Source organism: Bradyrhizobium sp. (assembly GCF_036735945.1).
Taxonomy (GTDB): Bacteria; Pseudomonadota; Alphaproteobacteria; order Rhizobiales; family Xanthobacteraceae; genus Bradyrhizobium.
The window spans coordinates 27,150-45,677 of sequence record NZ_DAINNI010000020.1 but is presented as its reverse complement, the minus strand read 5'-3'; the positions used below and the strand labels follow the sequence as shown (position 1 = coordinate 45,677).

The window sequence follows — 18,528 nt, the reverse complement described above, 5'->3', positions numbered from 1 at the left end:
GTCGAATTGATCGCCCTTGCAGGTCTGTTTGCTGTTGCCGACATGTGCCGAACGATGACGCACCAGCCAGGAAGAGATACCCCTTGGACGCTCGCAACTACACCCCAATCGACGAAACCTCGCTCCGCTACGACGGCTGGCGCATTGTCGTCGTCTGCTTCATGCTGGCGACGTTCGGCTGGGGGTTCGGCTTCTATGGCCAGAGCGTCTATGTCGCCGAACTGCAGCGGCTGCACGGCTGGCCGGCGTCGCTGATCTCGGCGGGAACGACTTTCTTCTATTTGTCCGGTGCGGCGCTGGTCGCCTTCATCAGCGAGGCCATCAAGGCAGTCGGCCCCCGGAATTGCATGATCGCGGGCACATGCACGATGGCGCTGGCCGCGATCTCGATCGGTCAGGTGCGCGAGCCGTGGCAGCTCTATCTTGCCAATGCCTTGCTCGCCTTCGGCTGGGCCGGAACCAGTCTCGGCATGATTACGAATACGCTCGGTCTGTGGTTCGACAAAAAGCGCGGCATGGCGATCAGCCTGGCGCTGAACGGCGCGAGTTTCGGCGGCATCGTCGGCACGCCGCTGCTGCTCGCGGCGATCGGCCATTTCGGCTTTTCCCGCGGGATGACCGTGTCGGCTGTGGTGATGGTCGTGCTGATGGTGCCGGTGGTCCTGCTGTGCGTCGGACGGCCGCCGGTTCTTGCCAGCAGCGGCGCGGTCGACGCCGCCGATGCGCCGTCGCCGGCGCAAATCCGCGCGCGCGCGTTTCGCGATATCGGCTTCCTCTCGGTGTCGTCGGCGTTCGCGCTGGTGCTGTTCGCGCAGGTCGGTTTCATCGTGCACCTGATCTCGTTCCTGGATTCGGTGATCAGCCGTGAACGGGCCGCAATCGCGGTGGCGCTATTGACCGCCATGGCGGTGGTCGGCCGGGTGCTGTTCTCCTTCGTGATCGACCGGATGAACCAGCGGCTGGCTTCCTCGCTCTCCTTCGTCAGCCAGGCGTTCGCGCTGCTGATCATCATCAATGTGCACAATGATTACGCCCTGATCGCAGCCTGCGCGCTGTTCGGGTTTTCCGTCGGCAATCTGATCACGCTGCCGGCGCTGATCGTGCAGCGCGAGTTCGATCCGCGTTCCTTCGGCGTACTGGTGAGTCTCATCACGGCGATCAATCAGATCACCTACGCGTTCGGCCCAGGCGTCGTCGGCCTGCTGCGCGATCTCTCCGGCAGCTATTCACTGCCGTTTTACGGCTGCATCGCGGTGGAATTGACGGCCGCGGTGCTGATCATGGTGCGGGGGCGCCACACCAAGAAGGCGTAGCCCGGATGGAGCGCAGCGAAATCCGGGAATCTCGCGTTCGGATAGGCCGATCCCGGATTGCGCTGCGCTGCATCCGGGCTACGTGTATTACGCCTCCCGCGCTCTCAGCAAATCCTCCAGATCCAGCCGTTTCGTGAACATCGCGAGCGATCCATCCGCCGCGCGCGGCCATTCCTCCTTCGGCCGGTCGCGATACAGTTCGACGCCGTTCTGGTCGGGATCGCGCAAGTACAGCGCCTCGCTGACGCCGTGGTCGCTGGCGCCGTCGAGCTCGATGCCGGCCTCGATCAGGCGATGCAGCGCATCCGCCAGCGCGGCGCGTGTCGGATAGACGATCGCGGTGTGAAACAGCCCGGTGGCGCCAGGCGGCGGTGGATGGCCGCCTTTGCTTTCCCAGGTGTTGAGGCCGATATGGTGATGGTAGCCGCCGGCCGAAATGAAGGCAGCACCGGAGCCCATCCGCTGCATCACCTCAAAGCCGAGCACACCGCAATAGAAGCCGAGCGCGCGCTCGAGGTCGGCGACCTTGAGATGAACATGCCCGATGCGGGTGCCTGATATGACGGGAGGATTCTGGGGCATGATTTCTCCGCTTGGAAGGTGCGCTGCGCCGCGTCCGGAACACGTAGGAACGGATGCTGGTTACGCAAGATCGGAAATTTCGCCCTCCGGCAAGCCGAACTCGAACGTATTCAGCGTCATCGACACCATCGTGTAATAGCCGCAGAGCCCGATGACCTCGACCACGCCGCGTTCGGTCAGCACCTTTACGGCTTCATCATAGAGCCCCTGCGAGACACCTTTGCCCTCGTGCAGCGACTTGGCGAGATCGTAGATCATCCGGCCCTTGGGATCGTCGAAGGTCGGCGTGCGGCGATCCCTGATATCCTCGATGATCCTGGGGTCCATGCCGCCCTTCAGCGCGAGGCGCCTGTGCGCGAACCACTCGTAATGCGAGGTCCAGTGCCGCGCGGTGACCAGGATCGCGATCTCGGAAAGTTTTGCGGGGAAGATCGTGTTGAAGCGGAGCTGCTCGCCGAGCCGCGTGGCATGCCGCGCCATGTCGGGGCTGTTGAGCCAGGCCATCATCGGCGCCGGCGGCGCGCCGCGCTTGCCCGCGATCGCCTCGTCGTAGGTCTGTTTTTGTTCGGCGTTCATTTCGCCAGGCGAAAGCAACTTCAACCGCATGCCCGTTTCCTCTTGTTTTTCAATCGTTCCGGCCTTGCGCATACACCCGATTCCGCAACATGACCACCGCCGTCACCGCAGGGCTGGCGTCAGACGCTTATTGAAATCCGTACCGCGGAGACTAAGGTCATCTGCAACATCCCACATGGAAACGCTTGAAATGTCCGATCTGGAAACATTCCGCCATGAAACCCGCGCCTGGCTGGAGGCGAATTGCCCGCCGGAGATGCGGCGTCCGATGACCTCGGAGAACGACACCTATTGGGGCGGGCGCAACGCAAAATTCTCGTCCGAGCCGCAGCGCCTCTGGTTCGAGCGGATGCGCGACAAAGGCTGGACCGTGCCTGATTGGCCGAAGGAATACGGCGGCGGCGGGCTCGATCGCGCCGAGCACAAGGTGCTGCGCGAGGAGATGTCGGCGATCGGCGCGCGGGCGCCGCTGTCGAGCTTCGGCATCTGGATGCTCGGACCGGCGCTGCTGAAATACGGCAACGAGGCGCAGAAGAAGGAGCACCTGCCGAAAATCGCCGCCGGCCTGATCCGCTGGTGCCAGGGCTATTCCGAGCCGAACGCCGGATCGGACCTCGCCTCGCTGCAGACCCGCGCCGAAAGCGACGGCGACGACTATGTCATCACCGGCCAGAAGATCTGGACCTCCTATGCGAACTACGCCGACTGGATCTTCTGTCTGGTGCGCACCGATCCCACTGCGAAGAAACATGACGGCATCAGCTTCATCCTGTTCGACATGGCGTCCAAGGGCGTGTCGACCAGGCCGATTCTCCTGATATCCGGCTATTCGCCGTTCTGCGAAACCTTCTTCGACAATGTGCGCGTGCCGAAATCGCATCTGGTCGGCACCGTTAATCGCGGCTGGGATGTTGCGAAATATCTGCTGCAGCACGAGCGCGCGATGATCTCGGGCACCGGAGAGCGTGGCATCGGCCGTCCGCTCGGGCAGGTCGCCGCCGACTCGCTCGGCAGCGATGCTTCAGGCCGGCTCGACGACGCCATGCTGCGCAGCCAGATCGCGACGTTCGACGTCGACGAGGCCGCATTCGCGGCCGTGGCCGAGCGCGCCGTCGATCTGGCCAAGGCCGGGCAATCGCATCCGGCGTTCTCCTCGGCGATGAAATATTACGGCACCGAACTCAACAAGCGCCGCCATGAAATCCTGATGTCGGCCGGCGGCATCGATGCGCTGGAATGGGAAAGCGAGCGCTCCAGGGGCGGGGCGCGCCCGCGCGCCTGGCTGCGCACCAAGGCCAACTCGATCGAGGGCGGCACGTCGGAGGTGATGCTCGGCATCGTCGCCAAGCGCATCCTCGATCTGCCGGGGGCGTGAGATTCTCTTTCCGTCGTTCCGGGGCGGCGCGAAGCGTCGAACCCGGAACCTCGAGATTCCGGGTTCGCGTCTGCGACGCGCCCCGGAATGACGCCTCAAAAATAACGCGTTACTTTTGAACCTGGAATTATCCAATGGCACTCGTCCTCACCGAAGAACAATCCATGCTGCGCGACAGCGCGCGCGGCCTTATCAGCGACAAGGCGCCGGTGTCGCACCTGCGCAGCTTGCGCGACAGCAAGGACCAAACGGGGTTTTCCCGTGAGCTCTGGAAGGCCTTTGCCGAGATGGGCTTTTCCGGCCTGCTGGTGCCGGAGAATCTTGGCGGCAGCGGGCTCGGCTATGTCGAGGCCGGCGTGGTGATGGAGGAAATCGGCCGCACCCTGATGCCGTCGCCGTTCCTGTCGACCGCGGTGCTCGCAGCATCGGCGCTTCTGCGCGGCGGCAGCGACGCGCAGAAATCGGCGCATCTGCCGAAGATCGCGGACGGATCGCTGCTGGCCGCGCTCGCGGTCGATGAAGGCACCAAGCATCGCCCGCTGCAAACCAGCCTGCAGGCGGTCCGTGCCGGCAACGGCTTCAAGCTGAGCGGCGCCAAGGCGCTGGTGGTCGACGGCCACACCGCCGATCTCCTGATCGTCGCCGGACGCACCGGCGGCGCGCCCGGCGAACGCAACGGGCTGACGCTGTTCCTGGTCGATCCCAAGGACAAGGCCAAGGCAAAGGGCGTCGCGGTCGAACGTACCGTGATGGTCGATGCGCATAACGCCGCGCGCATCGAGTTCGATCATGTCGAGGTCAATGCCGATCAGGTGCTCGGCGAAGTCGACCAGGGTTATAAACTGCTCGACGGCGTCCTTAATGTCGGCCGCGGCGCGGTCGCCTCCGAAATGGTCGGCCTGAGTGAAGAGGTGTTCGGCCGCACCGTCAGCTATATCAAGGAGCGCAAGCAGTTCGGCAAGCTGATCGGCGAATTCCAGGCGCTGCAGCACCGCGCCGCCGAGCTCTATGTCGACATCGAGATCACCCGCGCGGCCGTGCTGAAGGCGCTGCAGGCGCTCGATGCCGATCTCGATGGCGCCGGCGCTGCGGTCGCAGTCGCCAAGGCCCGAGCCGGCACCACGACGACGCGGGCGGTGCAGGAAGGCGTGCAGATGCATGGCGGCATGGGCATGACCGACCAGTTCGACATCGGCTTCTTCATGAAGCGCGCGCGGGTGTGCCAGGAGCTGTTCGGCGACAGCAACTATCACGCCGATCAACTGGCGCGGATGAAGAGTTATTGAGGCGAGCGCGGAGGGCGCACGAAGCGCGCCTCACACGCGGACGTCATCACCCGCGAAGGCGGGTGATCCAGTATTCCAGAGACGCTCGTGTTTAAGCGGTGAGGCCGCGGCGTACTGGGTCACCCGCCTGCGCGGGTGACGACAGCTTTGTGTGGCTACTGCGTTGCTTACCGTATCGGCGGCGCGTACTGGATCCCGCCGTTGCTCCACAGCGAATTCAGCCCGCGCGGGATCTTCAGCTTCGATCCTTCGCCGACATTGCGCTCGTAGATCTCGCCGTAATTGCCGACATGGCGGATGATGCGGGCGGCCCAGTCCTTCGGCAGGCCGAGATCCTCACCGTAGGTGCCTTCGGTGCCGACGAGGCGCATCACGTCGGGCTTCTTCGACTTCAGCGCTTCATCGATGTTCTTCGAGCTGACGCCGAGTTCCTCGGCATTGATCATCGCATAGAGCGTCCACTTCACGATCATCATCCAGTCGTCGTCGCGCTGGCGCACCACGGGCGCAAGCGGCTCCTTGGAGATGACGTCGGGCAGGATGACGTGGTCGCTCGGCTGGATCAGGTTCATGCGCAGCGCGTAGAGCTGGGAGACGTCGGCGGTGAAGGTGTCGCACTTGCCGCCTTCATAGGCCTTGAGCACTTCTTCCAGCCGGGGAAGCTTCACTTCCGTGTACTTCATGTTGTTGGCGCGGAAATGGTCGGCAAGGTTGAGCGCCGTCGTCGTCCCCTCCTGCACGCAGACCTTGCTGTTGTTGAGGTCGAGCGCGGAATCGATGTTGCGCGAGCGCGGCAGCATGAAGCCCTGGCCGTCATAATAGGCGACCGCCGGGAAATAGAGATCGTAGTTGGTCTCGCGCGACATGCTCCAGGTCGAATTGCGGGAGAGAATGTCGACCTTGCGGCTCTGCAATTCCTTGAAGCGCTCGCTGGCGTCGAGCGGAATGAATTTCGCCTTCTTCGGATCGTCGAAGATCGCGGCGGCCACGGCGCGGCAGAAATCGACGTCGAAGCCGGTCCAGTCGCCCTTGTCGTCGGGCATCGAGAAGCCGGGCAGGCCCTTGTTGACGCCGCACAGCACCTCGCCGCGGCGGATGGTACGCTTCAGCGTCTTGGTGTCGTAGCGCTCATAGGTGATCGCGGCAGCCGCAACCGCGACCGCGACCGCCAGCCCGATGAGCAGGCCGCCTCGAAATGTCCGTAGCATTTTCTAACTCACCAATATCCAGGGAATGAAGATCTGAAGAGACAGCGGCGGGATTAAAGTTCGGGCTTTTGCCGGATGATCACCTTGGTGCCGACAGGCACGCGCTCATAGAGGTCAGCAACGTCGGCGTTGACCAGGCGGAAGCAGCCGGAGGAGACGGCGGTGCCGATCGTGTCGGGCCGGTTGGTGCCGTGGATGCGGTAGACGGTGGTGCCGAGATACATCGCGCGGGCGCCGAGCGGATTGCCGGGACCGCCGGCCATGAAGCGCGGCAGATAGGGCTGGCGTGCGATCATTTCCGGCGGCGGCACCCAGTCCGGCCATTCCGCCTTGCGCGTGATGTTGACGAGCCCCTGCCACTGGAAGCCTTCGCGGCCGACGCCGATGCCGTAGCGCAGCGCGCGCCCGTTGCCCTGCACCAGATAGAGATGGCGCTCGGCGGTGACGACGATGATGGTGCCCGGCGCCTCATTGGTGCGATAGAGCACCGCCGTCTTCCTGTATTGCGGCTCGAGTTCGACTGATTCATCGGGGAGCAGGCCCGGCTGGTCGCCGACATCGGGCTGGCGCATCTGCGCCTGGCCCTGCGAGGTCGAAAGGATCAGGCCGCCTGCGGCGATCGCCATCCAGATCAGGTGTCGAAATTTTTTCATCGCAGAATTCTCCTGGCGGCCGCGTTGGCCAAATTATATGGACCATCAAATCTCAGGCCCAGCTTGATGGCAAGTTTAGGGCGAATGCGACTTATATCCCACTGAAATATCTTGAATTTTCGTAAGTCGCCATATTCATGGGATCAGCCGCCGCCTTATTTCGGCGCGATCCACAGCCGGAGGACGAACGAGAGCAGCGCAACCGTACCGACGCCGCCGAGCCAAAGCGCTGCGAACCACAGCAAACGGTGGCTCAACGGCCGCTGGCCCGGCTTGATCTCTGTCAATGGTAGCCGCCCTCAGGGTTGACCTTGCCGCGAAATACCCAATAGGCCCAGGCGGTATAGATCAGGATCAGCGGGATCAGCACGGCGACGCCGAACAGCATGAATATCTGGCTGTTCTCCGGCGCCGCCGCCTGCCAGATCGTGATGCTCTGCGGCACGATATAGGGAAACATGCTGATACCGAGCCCGGCATAGGACAGCGCAAACAGCGCCAGCGTCAGGAAGAACGGCTGATAGTCATATTTCCTGGCGAGGCTGCGCAGCAAAAGCACGGTGACGCCGGCCACTGCGACCGGCACCGGCGCGGTCAGCAGGATGTTCGGCCAGGCGAACCAGCGATGCGTGTACTGCACATTCAGGAATGGCGTTGCGAGACTGACCGCGCCGATCGCGCCCAGCATCGCCAGCAGGAATATCCAGCTCAGATGATAGGCGCGGTCGCGCAATTCACCTTCCGTCTTCATGACGAGCCATGTCGCACCCAATAGCGCGTAGCCGATCACCAGCGATATTCCGGTCAGGATGCTGAACGGCGTCAGCCAGTCCCACCAGCCGCCGGCATACTGGCGTCCCTCGACATGCACGCCCTGCAGGATGGCGCCGAGCGCAATGCCTTGCGCCAGCGTCGCAACCAGCGAGCCGCCGAAAAAGGCGACGTCCCACTTGTTGCGTTCCCTGGTCGTGCGCCAGCGGAATTCAAAGGCGACGCCGCGAAACACCAGGCCGAGCAGCATGGCGATCATGGGCGTGTAGAGCGCCGGCATCAGCACGGCATAGGCCAGCGGAAACGCGGCCATCAGCCCGCCGCCGCCGAGCACGAGCCAGGTCTCGTTGCCGTCCCAGACCGGCGCGACGCTGTTCATGATGATGTCGCGGTCACGTTTCTCGGGGAACAGCGGAAACAGGATGCCGAGGCCGAGGTCGAAGCCGTCCATCACGACATAGACGAACACGGCAAAGGCGATGATGAAGGCCCAGAGGATGGCGAGGTCTGCCGCGATGCTCATGAGCCGGTCCCCTGGGTAGCGGGCGTGATGCCGGCAGTGCGGATCGGCGCCTCTTTCGACGGTCCTTGCTCGCCGGGATGCGGCGGCGCCGCCATCAGGCGCAGCAGATAGGTCACGCCGGCCGCGAACACGATGAAATAGACGATGATGAAGGCGATCAGCGAGGAGGCGACCGCGGGCGCGGCCAGCGGCGAGGCCGAGTCAACCGTCCGCAACAGTCCGTACACCGTGAACGGCTGTCGTCCGACCTCCGTGGTGATCCAGCCCGCCAGCACGGCGACGAAGCCGGCGGGCGCCATCGCGACCGCGAACAGGTGTAGCAGCCTGGAATCATACAGGGTGCCGCGCACGCGCATCAGCAGGCTGAACAGGCCGAGCGCCAGCATCAACAGTCCCATGCCGACCATGATGCGGAACGACCAGAACGTGATGGCGACCGGCGGCCAGTTTTCGCGCGGCACCGTGTCGAGCCCAGCCATCGGCGCATTGGGCGAGTGCTTGAGAATGACGGACCCGAGCTTCGGCACCTCGACCGCGTAGTCGACCCGGGCGGCTTGCTGGTTAGGCAGGCCGAACAGGATCAGCGGCGCGCCGTCCTTGTGGCTAGTGAAGTGGCCTTCCATCGCCATGATCTTCACGGGCTGGTGTTCCAGCGTATTGAGCCCGTGCTGATCGCCCGCAAAGATCTGGATCGGCGCCACCAATGTGGCCATCCACATCGCCATCGAGAACATCACGCGCGCCCCCGCCAGATGGCGATCGCGCAGCAGATGCCAGGCGCCGACCGCGCCGACCACCAGCGCGGTGGTCAGGTATGCCGCCAGCACCATATGGACGAGGCGATAGGGGAACGATGGATTGAAGATCACCTTCAGCCAGTCGGCGGCGACGAACTGCCCGTCGGCGTTGATCGCATGGCCGGTCGGGGTCTGCATCCAGGAATTGGCGGAGAGAATCCAGAACGCCGAAATCAGCGTGCCGATCGCCACCATCAGCGTTGCGAGGAAATGCAGTCCTGGACCGACGCGCTTGAGCCCGAACAGCATCACGCCGAGGAAGCCGGCTTCGAGGAAGAACGCTGTCAGCACCTCATAGGCCATCAAGGGGCCGATCACCGGCCCGACCTTGTCGGAGAACGCCGACCAGTTGGTGCCGAACTGGTAGGACATCACGATACCGGACACCACGCCCATGCCGAAGGCGACCGCGAAGATCTTGAGCCAGTAGTTGAACAGGTTGATGAAGACTTCGCGGCCGGTCCACAGCCACAGCGCCTCGAGCACGGCGAGATAGCTCGCAAGCCCGATCGAGAAGGCGGGGAATATGATGTGGAACGACATCGTGAAAGCAAACTGCGCCCGGGCCAACACGACCGCATCCCAGCCCTCGAACATCGGCACCACCTGTCGCAATTTCGCCGGGCGCGGCATGATCGAAAACGGAACTACAGTTTTCGAAAATTGCGTCCGAACAGGCGTGTACACTACCACGCCCGATGCAACGATCATACCTGCATGCTGCGCGGAACAGGCGTGCAGGCCTATCCGATATCGGATGGATTCAGCCCGAGGCGCCGGACGATCTCGGCACGCACGGCCCGGGTCTGCTCCTTGCCGACCAGCACCGGACTGCGGACCTTCCTCCCGTTGCGGAGCCGGATTGCGATGATGTAATGGCTGCCCCTGCGGCCGCCGCTGGCGATCTCGACGCGCTCGACCTCGTCGCCGCTGAATCTATCCGTCTCGGTCGTGCCCTTCAAAGACAGCCGTTCAAACTGGATGGCGCCGTCGTGGACAATCCAGAAGGCGCTGGTTCGGTAGAGATATCGGATCAGCAGGAAGGCCACGATCGCGCCGAGCGACCAGACGGCGATCCCGAGCGCGGACAATTTGCCGCTCCAGAGCGCATAGATGAACGGAAGGCTCAGCGAGCAGGCCAGCAGCACGATGAGCGCCCTGAACGCCCCGATGCGTTTGGAACTGATCGGCTTGCCCAGCCGTATCCTGGCATTGGCGGCGTCGAGCGGGTTCTCGACCAATTCGGGAGCAGGCAACCGAAGCAGCCGCGCAACCTGCAGGGTGGTTCTTTGCACCTGGGTGACATCAGGCAGTGGAGGCGAGGTCAGCGCGTCTTTCGATCGGGTTTCGAATACGAGGGTGAACTCCACCGATCTGCCGATGCTCTTGCGCAGGCGCATCCCGGATATTTCGCGATCGCTGATCGATCTCCGCTGCACCTTCCCGAACGGACGCTGTTCGCCGATCAGGATCTCGCCCGGCGTGATGATCCAGACGATGTTGCGATCGAACAGCGCGGCGACCAGCAGAAGACACCCGAACAGCAACGCAAACAGCGCGGCGATGCCGAGCCACTGGTCGTTTGCAAGGTGAGCGAGGCCGGGCAGGGCGATCAAGCACAGGATGACGGCAATGCCCGCGAGAACCAGCCGCTCATTGAGCGACGTGCCCTTGCGCAGTCTGACTTCATTCTCGTTTGCCGCCGCTTCCATCGCTGGCGGCAAGCATCACGACGGCATGGTTACGTCAAGCGGCTACGCATGTGGATCAAGCAGGATTGTGCTCGCGGATCACGATCGAGCTGCGCCGCCAGACCTTGAGTCTTTTCCATGTCGCGTGCACGAAACCGAGGGCCCAAAAGCAGAGCGACCCGGCTGGGGGGCATCCCGGCCGGGTCGTTGGAGGTATGGAGCTTGGGAGGTTGGAAGAAGTTCAACGGGTCTCGCTGTCGTAAGGAGGTATAGGGGCTGGGCATTTCCGGGTGATGTCGCCGATTGTTTCATTTGTTTCGCCGGCGGTAATACTTGTTCGTCGAAACCAGCCGTTTTTCAGTCCCGATACCCTTCCAATTAGCTGAAATCGCGGTGATTTATGCGGCGAGGCTGTCCACGCCGGCGCCCTTAAGCAATTCGGCCAACTGCTTGCGGGCGTAGAACATCCGGGTCTTCACCGTGCTCTGGGGGATCCCGATGATCGCGCCGGCCTCTTCCACCGATTTCTCGTGGTAGTAGACGAGGTTGATGATCTCGCGATGCGCCGGCGACAGCTTGGCGACGCAGGCGCGCAGGATCGCGCTGGTGTTGTTGCGGTCGAGCGAGGCTTCCGGGGTGTCGGCCTCGTCGGCGATCTCGAGCACGTCTTCCTGCTCGATGTCCTCATGCTTGCGCTGGCGCAGCGCGGTCAGCGCCTTGAAGCGGGCGATCGACAGCAGCCAGGTCGAAACCTGCGAGCGGCCCTCGAACTGCGCGGCCGTGCGCCACACGTCCAGGAACACCTGGCTGACCAGGTCTTCCGCCATCGTGGTGTCGCGCACCATGCGCAGCACGAAGCGGTAAACCCGGACGTTATGGCGGGAATAAAGCACGTGCATGGCCGTACGGTCGCCCTTGGCAATGCTCGCAAGCAACATTTCGTCCGATGTCGCCTGGGCGGCGGCAATCGACTGCTCGGCTGCGGCGTTGATGGCAATGACGTTCGACATGACAGACTCCCAATTCCCACGCCGGTCGGCGTTTTGTTGGGAGAATTGTTAATCAGGCTCGGTTTCGGGACGTCTGCTCGACAAGGGGAAAATGGTTTCGTGCGGGGGAGAATTGTTTCGTCGCCCGGCTTGCGACGAAACATTCGGGGCCGAAAAGCCAATAATTTCAATGGGCGGAAAATTCGGAGATTTCAGGCGCAGATTTGTTCCGCCCGAAAACCCTCATCCTGAGGCGCCGCGTGAGCGGCGTCTCGAAGGATGCAGGCCGGTCTGTGGCCACATGGTTCGAGACGCCGCTTCGCGGCTCCTCACCATGAGGGTTGGGCAGCCCGCTACCTTCCTTCCGCTAACCCTTCTCGCCGGTCGGCGAGAACAAATAGCCGCCGCCCCTGATGGTGCGGATCACGGCGGGCTTGGTCGGATCGATCTCGATCTTGCGGCGGATGCGCATGATGCGGAGATCGACGGCGCGGTCAAACGCTTCCGCGTCGCGCGCATTGGCGAGCTCCAATAGCCGCTCGCGCGACAGCACGCGCTTCGGATTGGCCGCGAACACTTTCAGCAGGCCGAATTCGGAAGCCGTCAGCGGATGCTCGTTGCCTTCGTCGTCGCGCAGCGCCTGCGCTTCGAGATCGAGCCATTTGGTGCCGAACCGCACCAGCTGTTCCTTCTCCGCCTTTGCCGCTGTCGTCTCCGGCGCGGCAGCGGCCTTCGCCGGCGTGCTGCGGCGGAGCACCGAGCGGATGCGCGCCATCAGTTCGCGCAACTCGCAGGGCTTTGCGACGTAGTCGTCGGCGCCGAGTTCGAGGCCGACGACGCGGTCGATCGGGCTTGCGGTCGCCGTCAGCATGATGACGGGAACGTTGATGCGGCTCTTGAGATCGCGAATGATCGAAAGCCCGTCTTCCTCGGGCATGTTGAGGTCGAGCACGACGAGGTCGGGCACGGTGGTCTCGATCTCCTTGCGCAGGCTTTTGCCGCCGTCGCACAAGGTCACGCCGAAGCCGTGCATCTTGAGGTAATCGCCGACCATCTCGCGGGCCGGCGCCTCGTCATCGACAATGAAGATGTGCGGGTTCTGGGTCATGTCGTCTCTGTCGCCGGCAGTGTAACGGTGAACGTCGATCCCTGTCCGGGACCGGCGCTTTCCGCGGTTACGTGGCCGCCATGCATATCGATGATGCGTTTGACGATCGACAGGCCAAGGCCGGTCGAACTTTCGCCGGCCGTCGGCTTGGCCGATAAACGTTGAAAACGGCCGAACAGCCGTCCCAGATCTTCCGGCGACAGGCCGGCGCCCTGGTCGGCGATGCGGATCATCGTGTCGCCGTTCTCGTGGCTGACCGTGACCGTGATCCTGCCGCCGATCGGCGAATATTTGATGGCGTTGCTGACGAGGTTGTCGATCGCCTCGCGGATCCGGTCGGTGTCGCACATGGTGACGATGTTCGACGGCGCCGCCACCGAGATGGTCTGCTGCTTGTTGACCGCCGAGGGCAGGTTGGAATCGGTCACCTCGGTAACGAGGGCTGCGACATCGACCGGCTCGCGGCGGATCGTGATGTCGAAGGCATCAGCCATCGCATCCGAAATCAGATGGTCGACCATCGTGGTCAGCCGCTTTGTGGCGTCCCTGATGTGATCGACCTGCGCGGTGACGTTCTCCTTCGGCGAGCCGGCGCCGATCAGTTCGGTCAGCATCTCGGTGCGGCCGAGGATCACGCCGAGCGGATTCTTCAGGTCGTGCGCGACCGTGCCGAGGATTTCGTTCTTGAAGCCGTTGGCGCGCTGCAGGCGGAGCCATTGCGCGGAAAGCCGGCGGTTGGCCTGCATCAGCGCGCGGGTGCGCTGGGCGACGCGGTCCTCGAGCTGGGTGTTGGCCTCGTGCAACTGGCGGTAGAGGATGACGTTGTCGAAGGCGATCGACAGGCGGCTGGAGAAAATCTCCACCAGCGCGCGGTCGGTGTCGGACAATTGGCGCTCGGCCTGCAGCAGCACCACCACCTCGCGGCCGCTTCCGGTGCGCAGATAAAGCACGCTGCGGTGGTCGGCGAATTCGTTCTTGCGGCGCAGGAAGGCGGCTTCCACCATCGCCCGCAGATCCGGATCGAGCGACTTGGAGCTGGTACTGCCGATGAAGCGGCTGTAGCAGCCGGAGCCCGCCAGCACCGAGAAGTCGGTGCCCGAGGCGCCGTCGTCGCGCAGCACCAGGATGCCGGCGCAGTCGACATTGAGCAGCGAGGCGAGCTGCGTCAGCACGCCCTCGGCCAGCCGCTGCATCGATTTGAAGTCGTAGAGCGTCGAGGCGGCGTCGATGATGATCTCGAGCCCGCGCCGCGTCTGCACCATGCGTTCGAGCTGCTGGTAGCTGCGCAGCGCCGCGGTGAGCGAGGTGAACAGCTTGTCGGCGGTCAGCTCGGTCTTGGCCTTGTAGTCGTTGATGTCGTACTGGACGATGACGCGGCGTTCCGGCGCCTGTCCCGGCTGGCCGGTGCGCAGGATGATGCGGACGGTCTCGTTCTTGATTTCGTTGCGGATGTATTCGACGAGCTCCAGCCCCGCGACGTCGGTCTCCATGATGACATCCAGCAGCACGGCCGCGATGTCGGGATTGTCGCGCATCAGCTTGCGGCCTTCCGCCGCGGAATAGGCCGACAGGATTTCCAGCGTCGCGCCGTTCAGGCTGTAGTCGCTCAGCGCGAAGCGGGTGCCCTCATGCACCGCAGCATCGTCGTCGATGACGGCGACCTTCCATTTGCGGGCGGACGAGTCCTCCGGAGCAACTCCGGTATCGTCGATCAGGTGGAGGACATCGTCCTGTTCGGCCATTGCGAAGTTCCGTCGGCTGCTGTCGTTTCCATCTTGGCGGATCCGCCCTTGGCGATTTTGGGCATGATAATGCGGAAAGTGGTGCCTTGTCCCAGCCTCGACTCCAGCATCATCCGGCCGCCAAGCTGTTGAGTGACAAGATTATAGACGATATGCAAGCCCAGTCCGGTGCCACCCTCGTTGCGCCGCGTCGTAAAGAACGGGTCGAACGCCTGCCGCTGCACATCGGGCGTCATTCCGGCCCCGTTGTCGGCGAAAATGATCTCGACATCGTCGCTGCCGCGGGCCCGTGCCGAGATCGAGATCGCCCCGGAACGGGCATCGGCAAAGGCATGGTTGGCGGCGTTGAGGAACAGATTGGTTAATATCTGGCCGTAGGAGCCGGGATAGCCGTCGATGACCAGCCCCTCCGGCACGTCGACCGAGAGCGTGATCGCCGCCTTCTTCAATACCGGCCGCAGGCTGGCGACGATCTGGTCGGTGGCCTCGCTGAGATTGAATTGCCGCCGCTCGGCGTGCGAGCGGTCCACCGCCACCTGCTTGAACGACTGGATCAACTCGCCGGCGCGGTGCAGGTTCGCGACCAGCTGCTGGGCCGCGTCGCGCGACGATTTGACGAAATCGTCGAGCTTGGAGCGGCGCAGCGGCTCGGTGCGCAGTTCGGATTCGAAGATGTCGGCTTTCCGCGCAAAACTCGACGCCACCGTCAGGCTGATGCCGATCGGATTGTTCACTTCGTGCGCGACGCCGGCGACCAGCCCGCCGAGCGCCGCCAGCCGTTCGGCGTCGATCAGGTTCTGCTGCGCGGTGTTGAGCTCGATCAGCGCGCTTTCGGCCTTCTCCTTCGCGGCGCGCAGTTCGTCCTCGGTCTTGCGCTTGGCGATGGCATTCTCGCGGAACACGTCCACTGCGCGCGCCATGGCGCCGACCTCGTCCCTGGCGGTGGTGCCCTGCACCTTGCGGGTCAGATTGCCCGACGTGATGGCGTGCATCGACCTGAGTATCTGTTGCAGCGGCAGACGGATCGAGAGCGCGATCAGCACGCCGGCGGACAGGATGATGCCGAGGAACATCGCGGCGATCGACAGCACGCGGCGCGAAATGCCCGACAGCGTCCGATCGAAGGTCTCCTGCGCCTTCTGCTCGCGCTGGCGCATCGTCACCGATAGCTCGTCGATGACGCCGATCGCCTCGGCCTGGCTGGCATCGATGGTGTTGCGCAACAGCGCCGTTCGCACCGCGAGCTGCTCGGTCAGTTTCGTCATGCCCTCGCGCAGCGCCACCGTCCGCGCCTCCAGCCGCTTCAGCGCCATGCGCTGCAGGTCGTTGTCGGCGAGGTCGGCCATGACGGGAATGGTCTTCTCGATCGTCTCGGTGTTGCGCCGCGCGTCCTCGGCCGAGGTCGAGGCCGGCGACAGATAATAGGCGTTGGCCGCGACCAGCATGGCGGTGAATGCTTCGCGGGATCTTCCGAGCGACGGCCATATCTGGGCGTCGCGATGGCCGGTGGCGCCTTCGATGATCGAGTAAAGCCCGGCCATTTCCCGCGCCGGTCCCAGCACCTGCTGCTCATAGGTCTTGGTGATGGTGGCCTGCACCGCGCGCAGTTCGCCAAAGCCGTTGAGGAAGCGGTCGGTGACCTGCTCCAGCCGCTCGACCGATCCCGAAAGCATCGGATCGTTGGCGGCGCGATTGGTCAGCGTCCCCAGCACCGCTTCGCGCAGCAGCAGGATTTCGGCGAACAGTTCCGGGCTCGGCTGGTTGATGTAGCGATGGATCAGGTTCTGCAGCCTGGAGGTCTCGCTTTCGAGGTGCGCCAGGATCTTGTCGGATTCCCGCACCTGCCGGACATCGTCCCAGGCCGAACCCAGCACCTTGGCGCCGTTCCAGATCAGCACGGCGAGCACGATCACGACGGCGGAGTTCAGCGCGGCGATCGACAGGATGCGCCATCGGATCGGTATCGCGCGCAGCCACTGCACCACGCGAAAGCGCCCGCGTGCAGCGAAGCTCGCCGGCCGTTCCGCTGTGCCCAGTTGTTGCGGGTCTTCGGTCAAATCCGCTCCGTCTCGCGATGGCGCCAGACCAATAGCGGCGTGATCGTCCTGTTCAATGCAACATTGGTACGGTCGGGGCCGGCTATGTCAGTCCCGCTTTGTTCTCGTTTCGCTGCGAACGAGCGGGGATCACCGGTCCGGAACTCGCGCGCGACGGCACCCGTTGTGTCAGCCGCAAGCAACAGCGCAACAACAAGCACCACGGTCCGCGAAAGGTCGGCGCGGGAGCACACTTCCAACAAATCCCCTTAGAGATGGAGTCTGCGGCGAAGAGAAAAGGTTCAATGCATTTTTAGCAGAATTTACCAATGCTTGGCTATTGGTCGACGTGGCTGCCGGACAGGATGCCAAGGGTATTCCCCATTGTCTTGCTGCAATCTTCAATTGTGCATTGCGGTGATGTGGGCCGATTGAAACCGTCGCCGCTGCGATCTATGAGTGCACGGCGAACAGGCGCATCGCCAACGCCGCAAAGCAGGGAAGCCGCCAGTGAGATCGGCATTAAGACTATTGCAATGCGTGGCGCTCGCGGTCGCAGCGCTGGTGTCTCCGGCGCAGGCCGCCACCGAGATCAACTGGTGGCATGCGATGTCGGGCGAGCTCGGCAAGCACGTCGAGAAGCTGGCGGCCGATTTCAACGCGTCGCAATCCGACTACCGGATCGTGCCGACCTACAAGGGCAACTACACCGAGACGGTGACGGCGGCGATCTTCGCCTTCCGTTCGCGAAGCCAGCCCGCGATCGTTCAGGTCAACGAGATCGCCACCGCGACCATGATGGCGGCCAAGGGCGCGATCTATCCGGTGTACGAACTGATGCGCGACCAGTCCGAGCCGTTCTCGCCCGAGGCATATCTGCCGGCCGTAACCGGCTATTATTCCGACATCGCCGGCAACATGCTTTCGTTCCCGTTCAACGTTTCGACGCCGATCCTCTACTACAACAAGGATATGTTTCGTGCCGCGGGCCTTGATCCGGAGGTCGCGCCCAGGACCTGGGACGAGGTCGGCGCCGCCGCCAGGCGCCTGCGCGCGACCGGCGCACCGTGCGGCCTCACCACGTCCTGGCCGTCCTGGGTCCATGTCGAGAATTTCTCCGCGTTCCACAACCTGCCGCTGGCGACCCAGGCCAACGGCTTTGGCGGGCTCGACGCGGAGCTGACCTTCAACAATCCGGCTGTCGTGCGGCACATCTCGCAACTCGCGGAATGGCAGGCGACGAAAATTTTCGATTACAGCGGCCGCGGCCAATCGGCCGAGCCGCGCTTTCAGAAGGGCGAATGCGGGATCTTCATCGGCTCGTCCGGCACGCGCGCGGACATCAAGGCCAATTCCAAATTCGAGGTCGGTTACGGCCTGATCCCGTATCGGCCGGAGATCGCCGGCGCGCCGCAAAACTCGATCATCGGGGGCGCAACTTTATGGGTGCTGCGCGACCGGCCGCGGGCCGAATATGCCGGCGTCGCCCGATTCTTCGCCTATCTCTCCAAGCCCGAAGTCCAGGCCTCCTGGCATCAGAACACAGGCTATCTGCCGATCACCCGTGCCGCCTACGATCTCACCCGCGCGCAGGGCTTTTACGATCGCAATCCAGGTGCTGCGATCGGGATCGAGCAATTGACCCTGAAGCCGCCGACCGAGAATTCGAAGGGCATCCGGCTCGGCTCTTTTGTGCTGATCCGCAACGTGATCGAAGAGGAGCTTGAGCAGGTCTTCAGCGGCAAGCAATCCGCCCAGTCTGCGCTCGATGCGGCCGTCGATCGCGGCAACCGCCTGCTGCGCCAGTTCGAGCGGGCCAATCCGGATCGGTAGTCTCAATCCGTCGTTGCGAGCCATCCGGCGGCGCTGCGCGCCGAC

Annotated in this window: 16 protein-coding genes; 4 read left to right on the top strand and 12 right to left on the bottom strand. The window is 63.6% G+C overall.

What is annotated here, in order from left to right; all coding sequences use genetic code 11:
• The first annotated feature begins 83 nt into the window (after positions 1-83).
• Positions 84-1,313 (top strand): MFS transporter, encoded by a 1,230-nt coding sequence (locus V7E26_RS09980; RefSeq protein ID WP_324415282.1) that lies wholly within the window; start codon positions 84-86, stop codon positions 1,311-1,313.
• Between the two features lie 87 nt (positions 1,314-1,400).
• On the opposite strand, the gene V7E26_RS09975 is transcribed toward V7E26_RS09980, so the two are convergent.
• Positions 1,401-1,895, bottom strand: coding sequence for a VOC family protein (locus tag V7E26_RS09975; RefSeq protein WP_324415281.1), 495 nt, complete (start codon positions 1,893-1,895; stop codon positions 1,401-1,403).
• A gap of 60 nt (positions 1,896-1,955) precedes the next feature.
• Positions 1,956-2,501 (bottom strand): carboxymuconolactone decarboxylase family protein, encoded by a 546-nt coding sequence (locus V7E26_RS09970; protein ID WP_324415280.1) that lies wholly within the window; start codon positions 2,499-2,501, stop codon positions 1,956-1,958.
• Between the two features lie 160 nt (positions 2,502-2,661).
• Here V7E26_RS09970 and V7E26_RS09965 point away from each other — a divergent pair, with 160 nt between their 5' ends.
• Positions 2,662-3,846: an acyl-CoA dehydrogenase family protein gene (locus V7E26_RS09965; RefSeq protein WP_324415279.1), complete on the top strand. Its 1,185-nt coding sequence runs from the start codon at positions 2,662-2,664 to the stop codon at positions 3,844-3,846.
• 134 nt (positions 3,847-3,980) lie between these two features.
• Positions 3,981-5,132, top strand: a complete 1,152-nt coding sequence (locus V7E26_RS09960) for an acyl-CoA dehydrogenase family protein (protein ID WP_324415278.1) — start codon at positions 3,981-3,983, stop codon at positions 5,130-5,132.
• Between the two features lie 167 nt (positions 5,133-5,299).
• On the opposite strand, the gene V7E26_RS09955 is transcribed toward V7E26_RS09960, so the two are convergent.
• From V7E26_RS09955 to V7E26_RS09910, 10 genes are all read right to left on the bottom strand, one after another.
• On the bottom strand, positions 5,300-6,340 hold the full coding sequence (locus V7E26_RS09955; protein WP_324415277.1) for an amino acid ABC transporter substrate-binding protein: 1,041 nt from the start codon (positions 6,338-6,340) through the stop codon (positions 5,300-5,302).
• 53 nt (positions 6,341-6,393) lie between these two features.
• A complete protein-coding gene (locus tag V7E26_RS09950) occupies positions 6,394-6,993 on the bottom strand; it encodes a L,D-transpeptidase (RefSeq protein WP_324415276.1) in 600 nt (199 codons plus the stop codon).
• Positions 6,994-7,148: 155 nt separating this feature from the next.
• Complete coding sequence (locus V7E26_RS09945; RefSeq protein WP_442893381.1) at positions 7,149-7,280, bottom strand: DUF2474 domain-containing protein; 132 nt, start codon at positions 7,278-7,280, stop codon at positions 7,149-7,151.
• Positions 7,277-8,287 (bottom strand): cytochrome d ubiquinol oxidase subunit II, encoded by a 1,011-nt coding sequence (cydB, locus tag V7E26_RS09940; protein WP_324415275.1) that lies wholly within the window; start codon positions 8,285-8,287, stop codon positions 7,277-7,279. Before cydB ends, V7E26_RS09945 begins: the two co-directional genes overlap by 4 nt.
• Entirely contained in the window at positions 8,284-9,681 is a 1,398-nt protein-coding gene (locus V7E26_RS09935) for a cytochrome ubiquinol oxidase subunit I (protein WP_324415326.1), read from the bottom strand. Before V7E26_RS09935 ends, cydB begins: the two co-directional genes overlap by 4 nt.
• Positions 9,682-9,827: 146 nt before the next feature.
• Positions 9,828-10,796: a hypothetical protein gene (locus V7E26_RS09930; RefSeq protein WP_324415274.1), complete on the bottom strand. Its 969-nt coding sequence runs from the start codon at positions 10,794-10,796 to the stop codon at positions 9,828-9,830.
• A gap of 377 nt (positions 10,797-11,173) precedes the next feature.
• Positions 11,174-11,785 (bottom strand): sigma-70 family RNA polymerase sigma factor, encoded by a 612-nt coding sequence (locus V7E26_RS09925; protein WP_324415273.1) that lies wholly within the window; start codon positions 11,783-11,785, stop codon positions 11,174-11,176.
• Positions 11,786-12,131: 346 nt separating this feature from the next.
• Positions 12,132-12,872 carry a response regulator gene (locus V7E26_RS09920; RefSeq protein ID WP_324415272.1) on the bottom strand — a complete coding sequence of 247 codons (741 nt, stop codon included), beginning with the start codon at positions 12,870-12,872 and terminating at the stop codon, positions 12,132-12,134.
• Complete coding sequence (locus V7E26_RS09915) at positions 12,869-14,614, bottom strand: ATP-binding response regulator (protein ID WP_324415271.1); 1,746 nt, start codon at positions 14,612-14,614, stop codon at positions 12,869-12,871. The genes V7E26_RS09920 and V7E26_RS09915 overlap by 4 nt, the downstream gene beginning before the upstream one ends.
• Positions 14,584-16,578 carry a sensor histidine kinase gene (locus tag V7E26_RS09910; RefSeq protein WP_324415325.1) on the bottom strand — a complete coding sequence of 665 codons (1,995 nt, stop codon included), beginning with the start codon at positions 16,576-16,578 and terminating at the stop codon, positions 14,584-14,586. Before V7E26_RS09910 ends, V7E26_RS09915 begins: the two co-directional genes overlap by 31 nt.
• A gap of 582 nt (positions 16,579-17,160) precedes the next feature.
• On the opposite strand from V7E26_RS09910, the gene ugpB reads away from it, so the two are divergent.
• On the top strand, positions 17,161-18,483 hold the full coding sequence (gene ugpB, locus V7E26_RS09905; RefSeq protein WP_324415270.1) for a sn-glycerol-3-phosphate ABC transporter substrate-binding protein UgpB: 1,323 nt from the start codon (positions 17,161-17,163) through the stop codon (positions 18,481-18,483).
• The last annotated feature ends 45 nt before the right edge of the window (positions 18,484-18,528 follow it).

Bases quoted from the DNA above. Each gene is read 5' to 3' on its own strand.
- V7E26_RS09915 (WP_324415271.1), bottom strand. From the start codon at position 14,614: ATGGCCGAACAGGACGATGTCCTCCACCTGATCGACGATACCGGAGTT.
- V7E26_RS09920 (WP_324415272.1), bottom strand. From the start codon at position 12,872: ATGACCCAGAACCCGCACATCTTCATTGTCGATGACGAGGCGCCGGCC.
- V7E26_RS09960 (WP_324415278.1), top strand. From the start codon at position 3,981: ATGGCACTCGTCCTCACCGAAGAACAATCCATGCTGCGCGACAGCGCG.
- V7E26_RS09935 (WP_324415326.1), bottom strand. From the start codon at position 9,681: ATGTTCGAGGGCTGGGATGCGGTCGTGTTGGCCCGGGCGCAGTTTGCT.
- V7E26_RS09955 (WP_324415277.1), bottom strand. From the start codon at position 6,340: ATGCTACGGACATTTCGAGGCGGCCTGCTCATCGGGCTGGCGGTCGCG.
- V7E26_RS09950 (WP_324415276.1), bottom strand. From the start codon at position 6,993: ATGAAAAAATTTCGACACCTGATCTGGATGGCGATCGCCGCAGGCGGC.
- V7E26_RS09965 (WP_324415279.1), top strand. From the start codon at position 2,662: ATGTCCGATCTGGAAACATTCCGCCATGAAACCCGCGCCTGGCTGGAG.
- V7E26_RS09975 (WP_324415281.1), bottom strand. From the start codon at position 1,895: ATGCCCCAGAATCCTCCCGTCATATCAGGCACCCGCATCGGGCATGTT.
- V7E26_RS09970 (WP_324415280.1), bottom strand. From the start codon at position 2,501: ATGCGGTTGAAGTTGCTTTCGCCTGGCGAAATGAACGCCGAACAAAAA.
- V7E26_RS09925 (WP_324415273.1), bottom strand. From the start codon at position 11,785: ATGTCGAACGTCATTGCCATCAACGCCGCAGCCGAGCAGTCGATTGCC.
- cydB (WP_324415275.1), bottom strand. From the start codon at position 8,287: ATGAGCATCGCGGCAGACCTCGCCATCCTCTGGGCCTTCATCATCGCC.
- V7E26_RS09930 (WP_324415274.1), bottom strand. From the start codon at position 10,796: ATGGAAGCGGCGGCAAACGAGAATGAAGTCAGACTGCGCAAGGGCACG.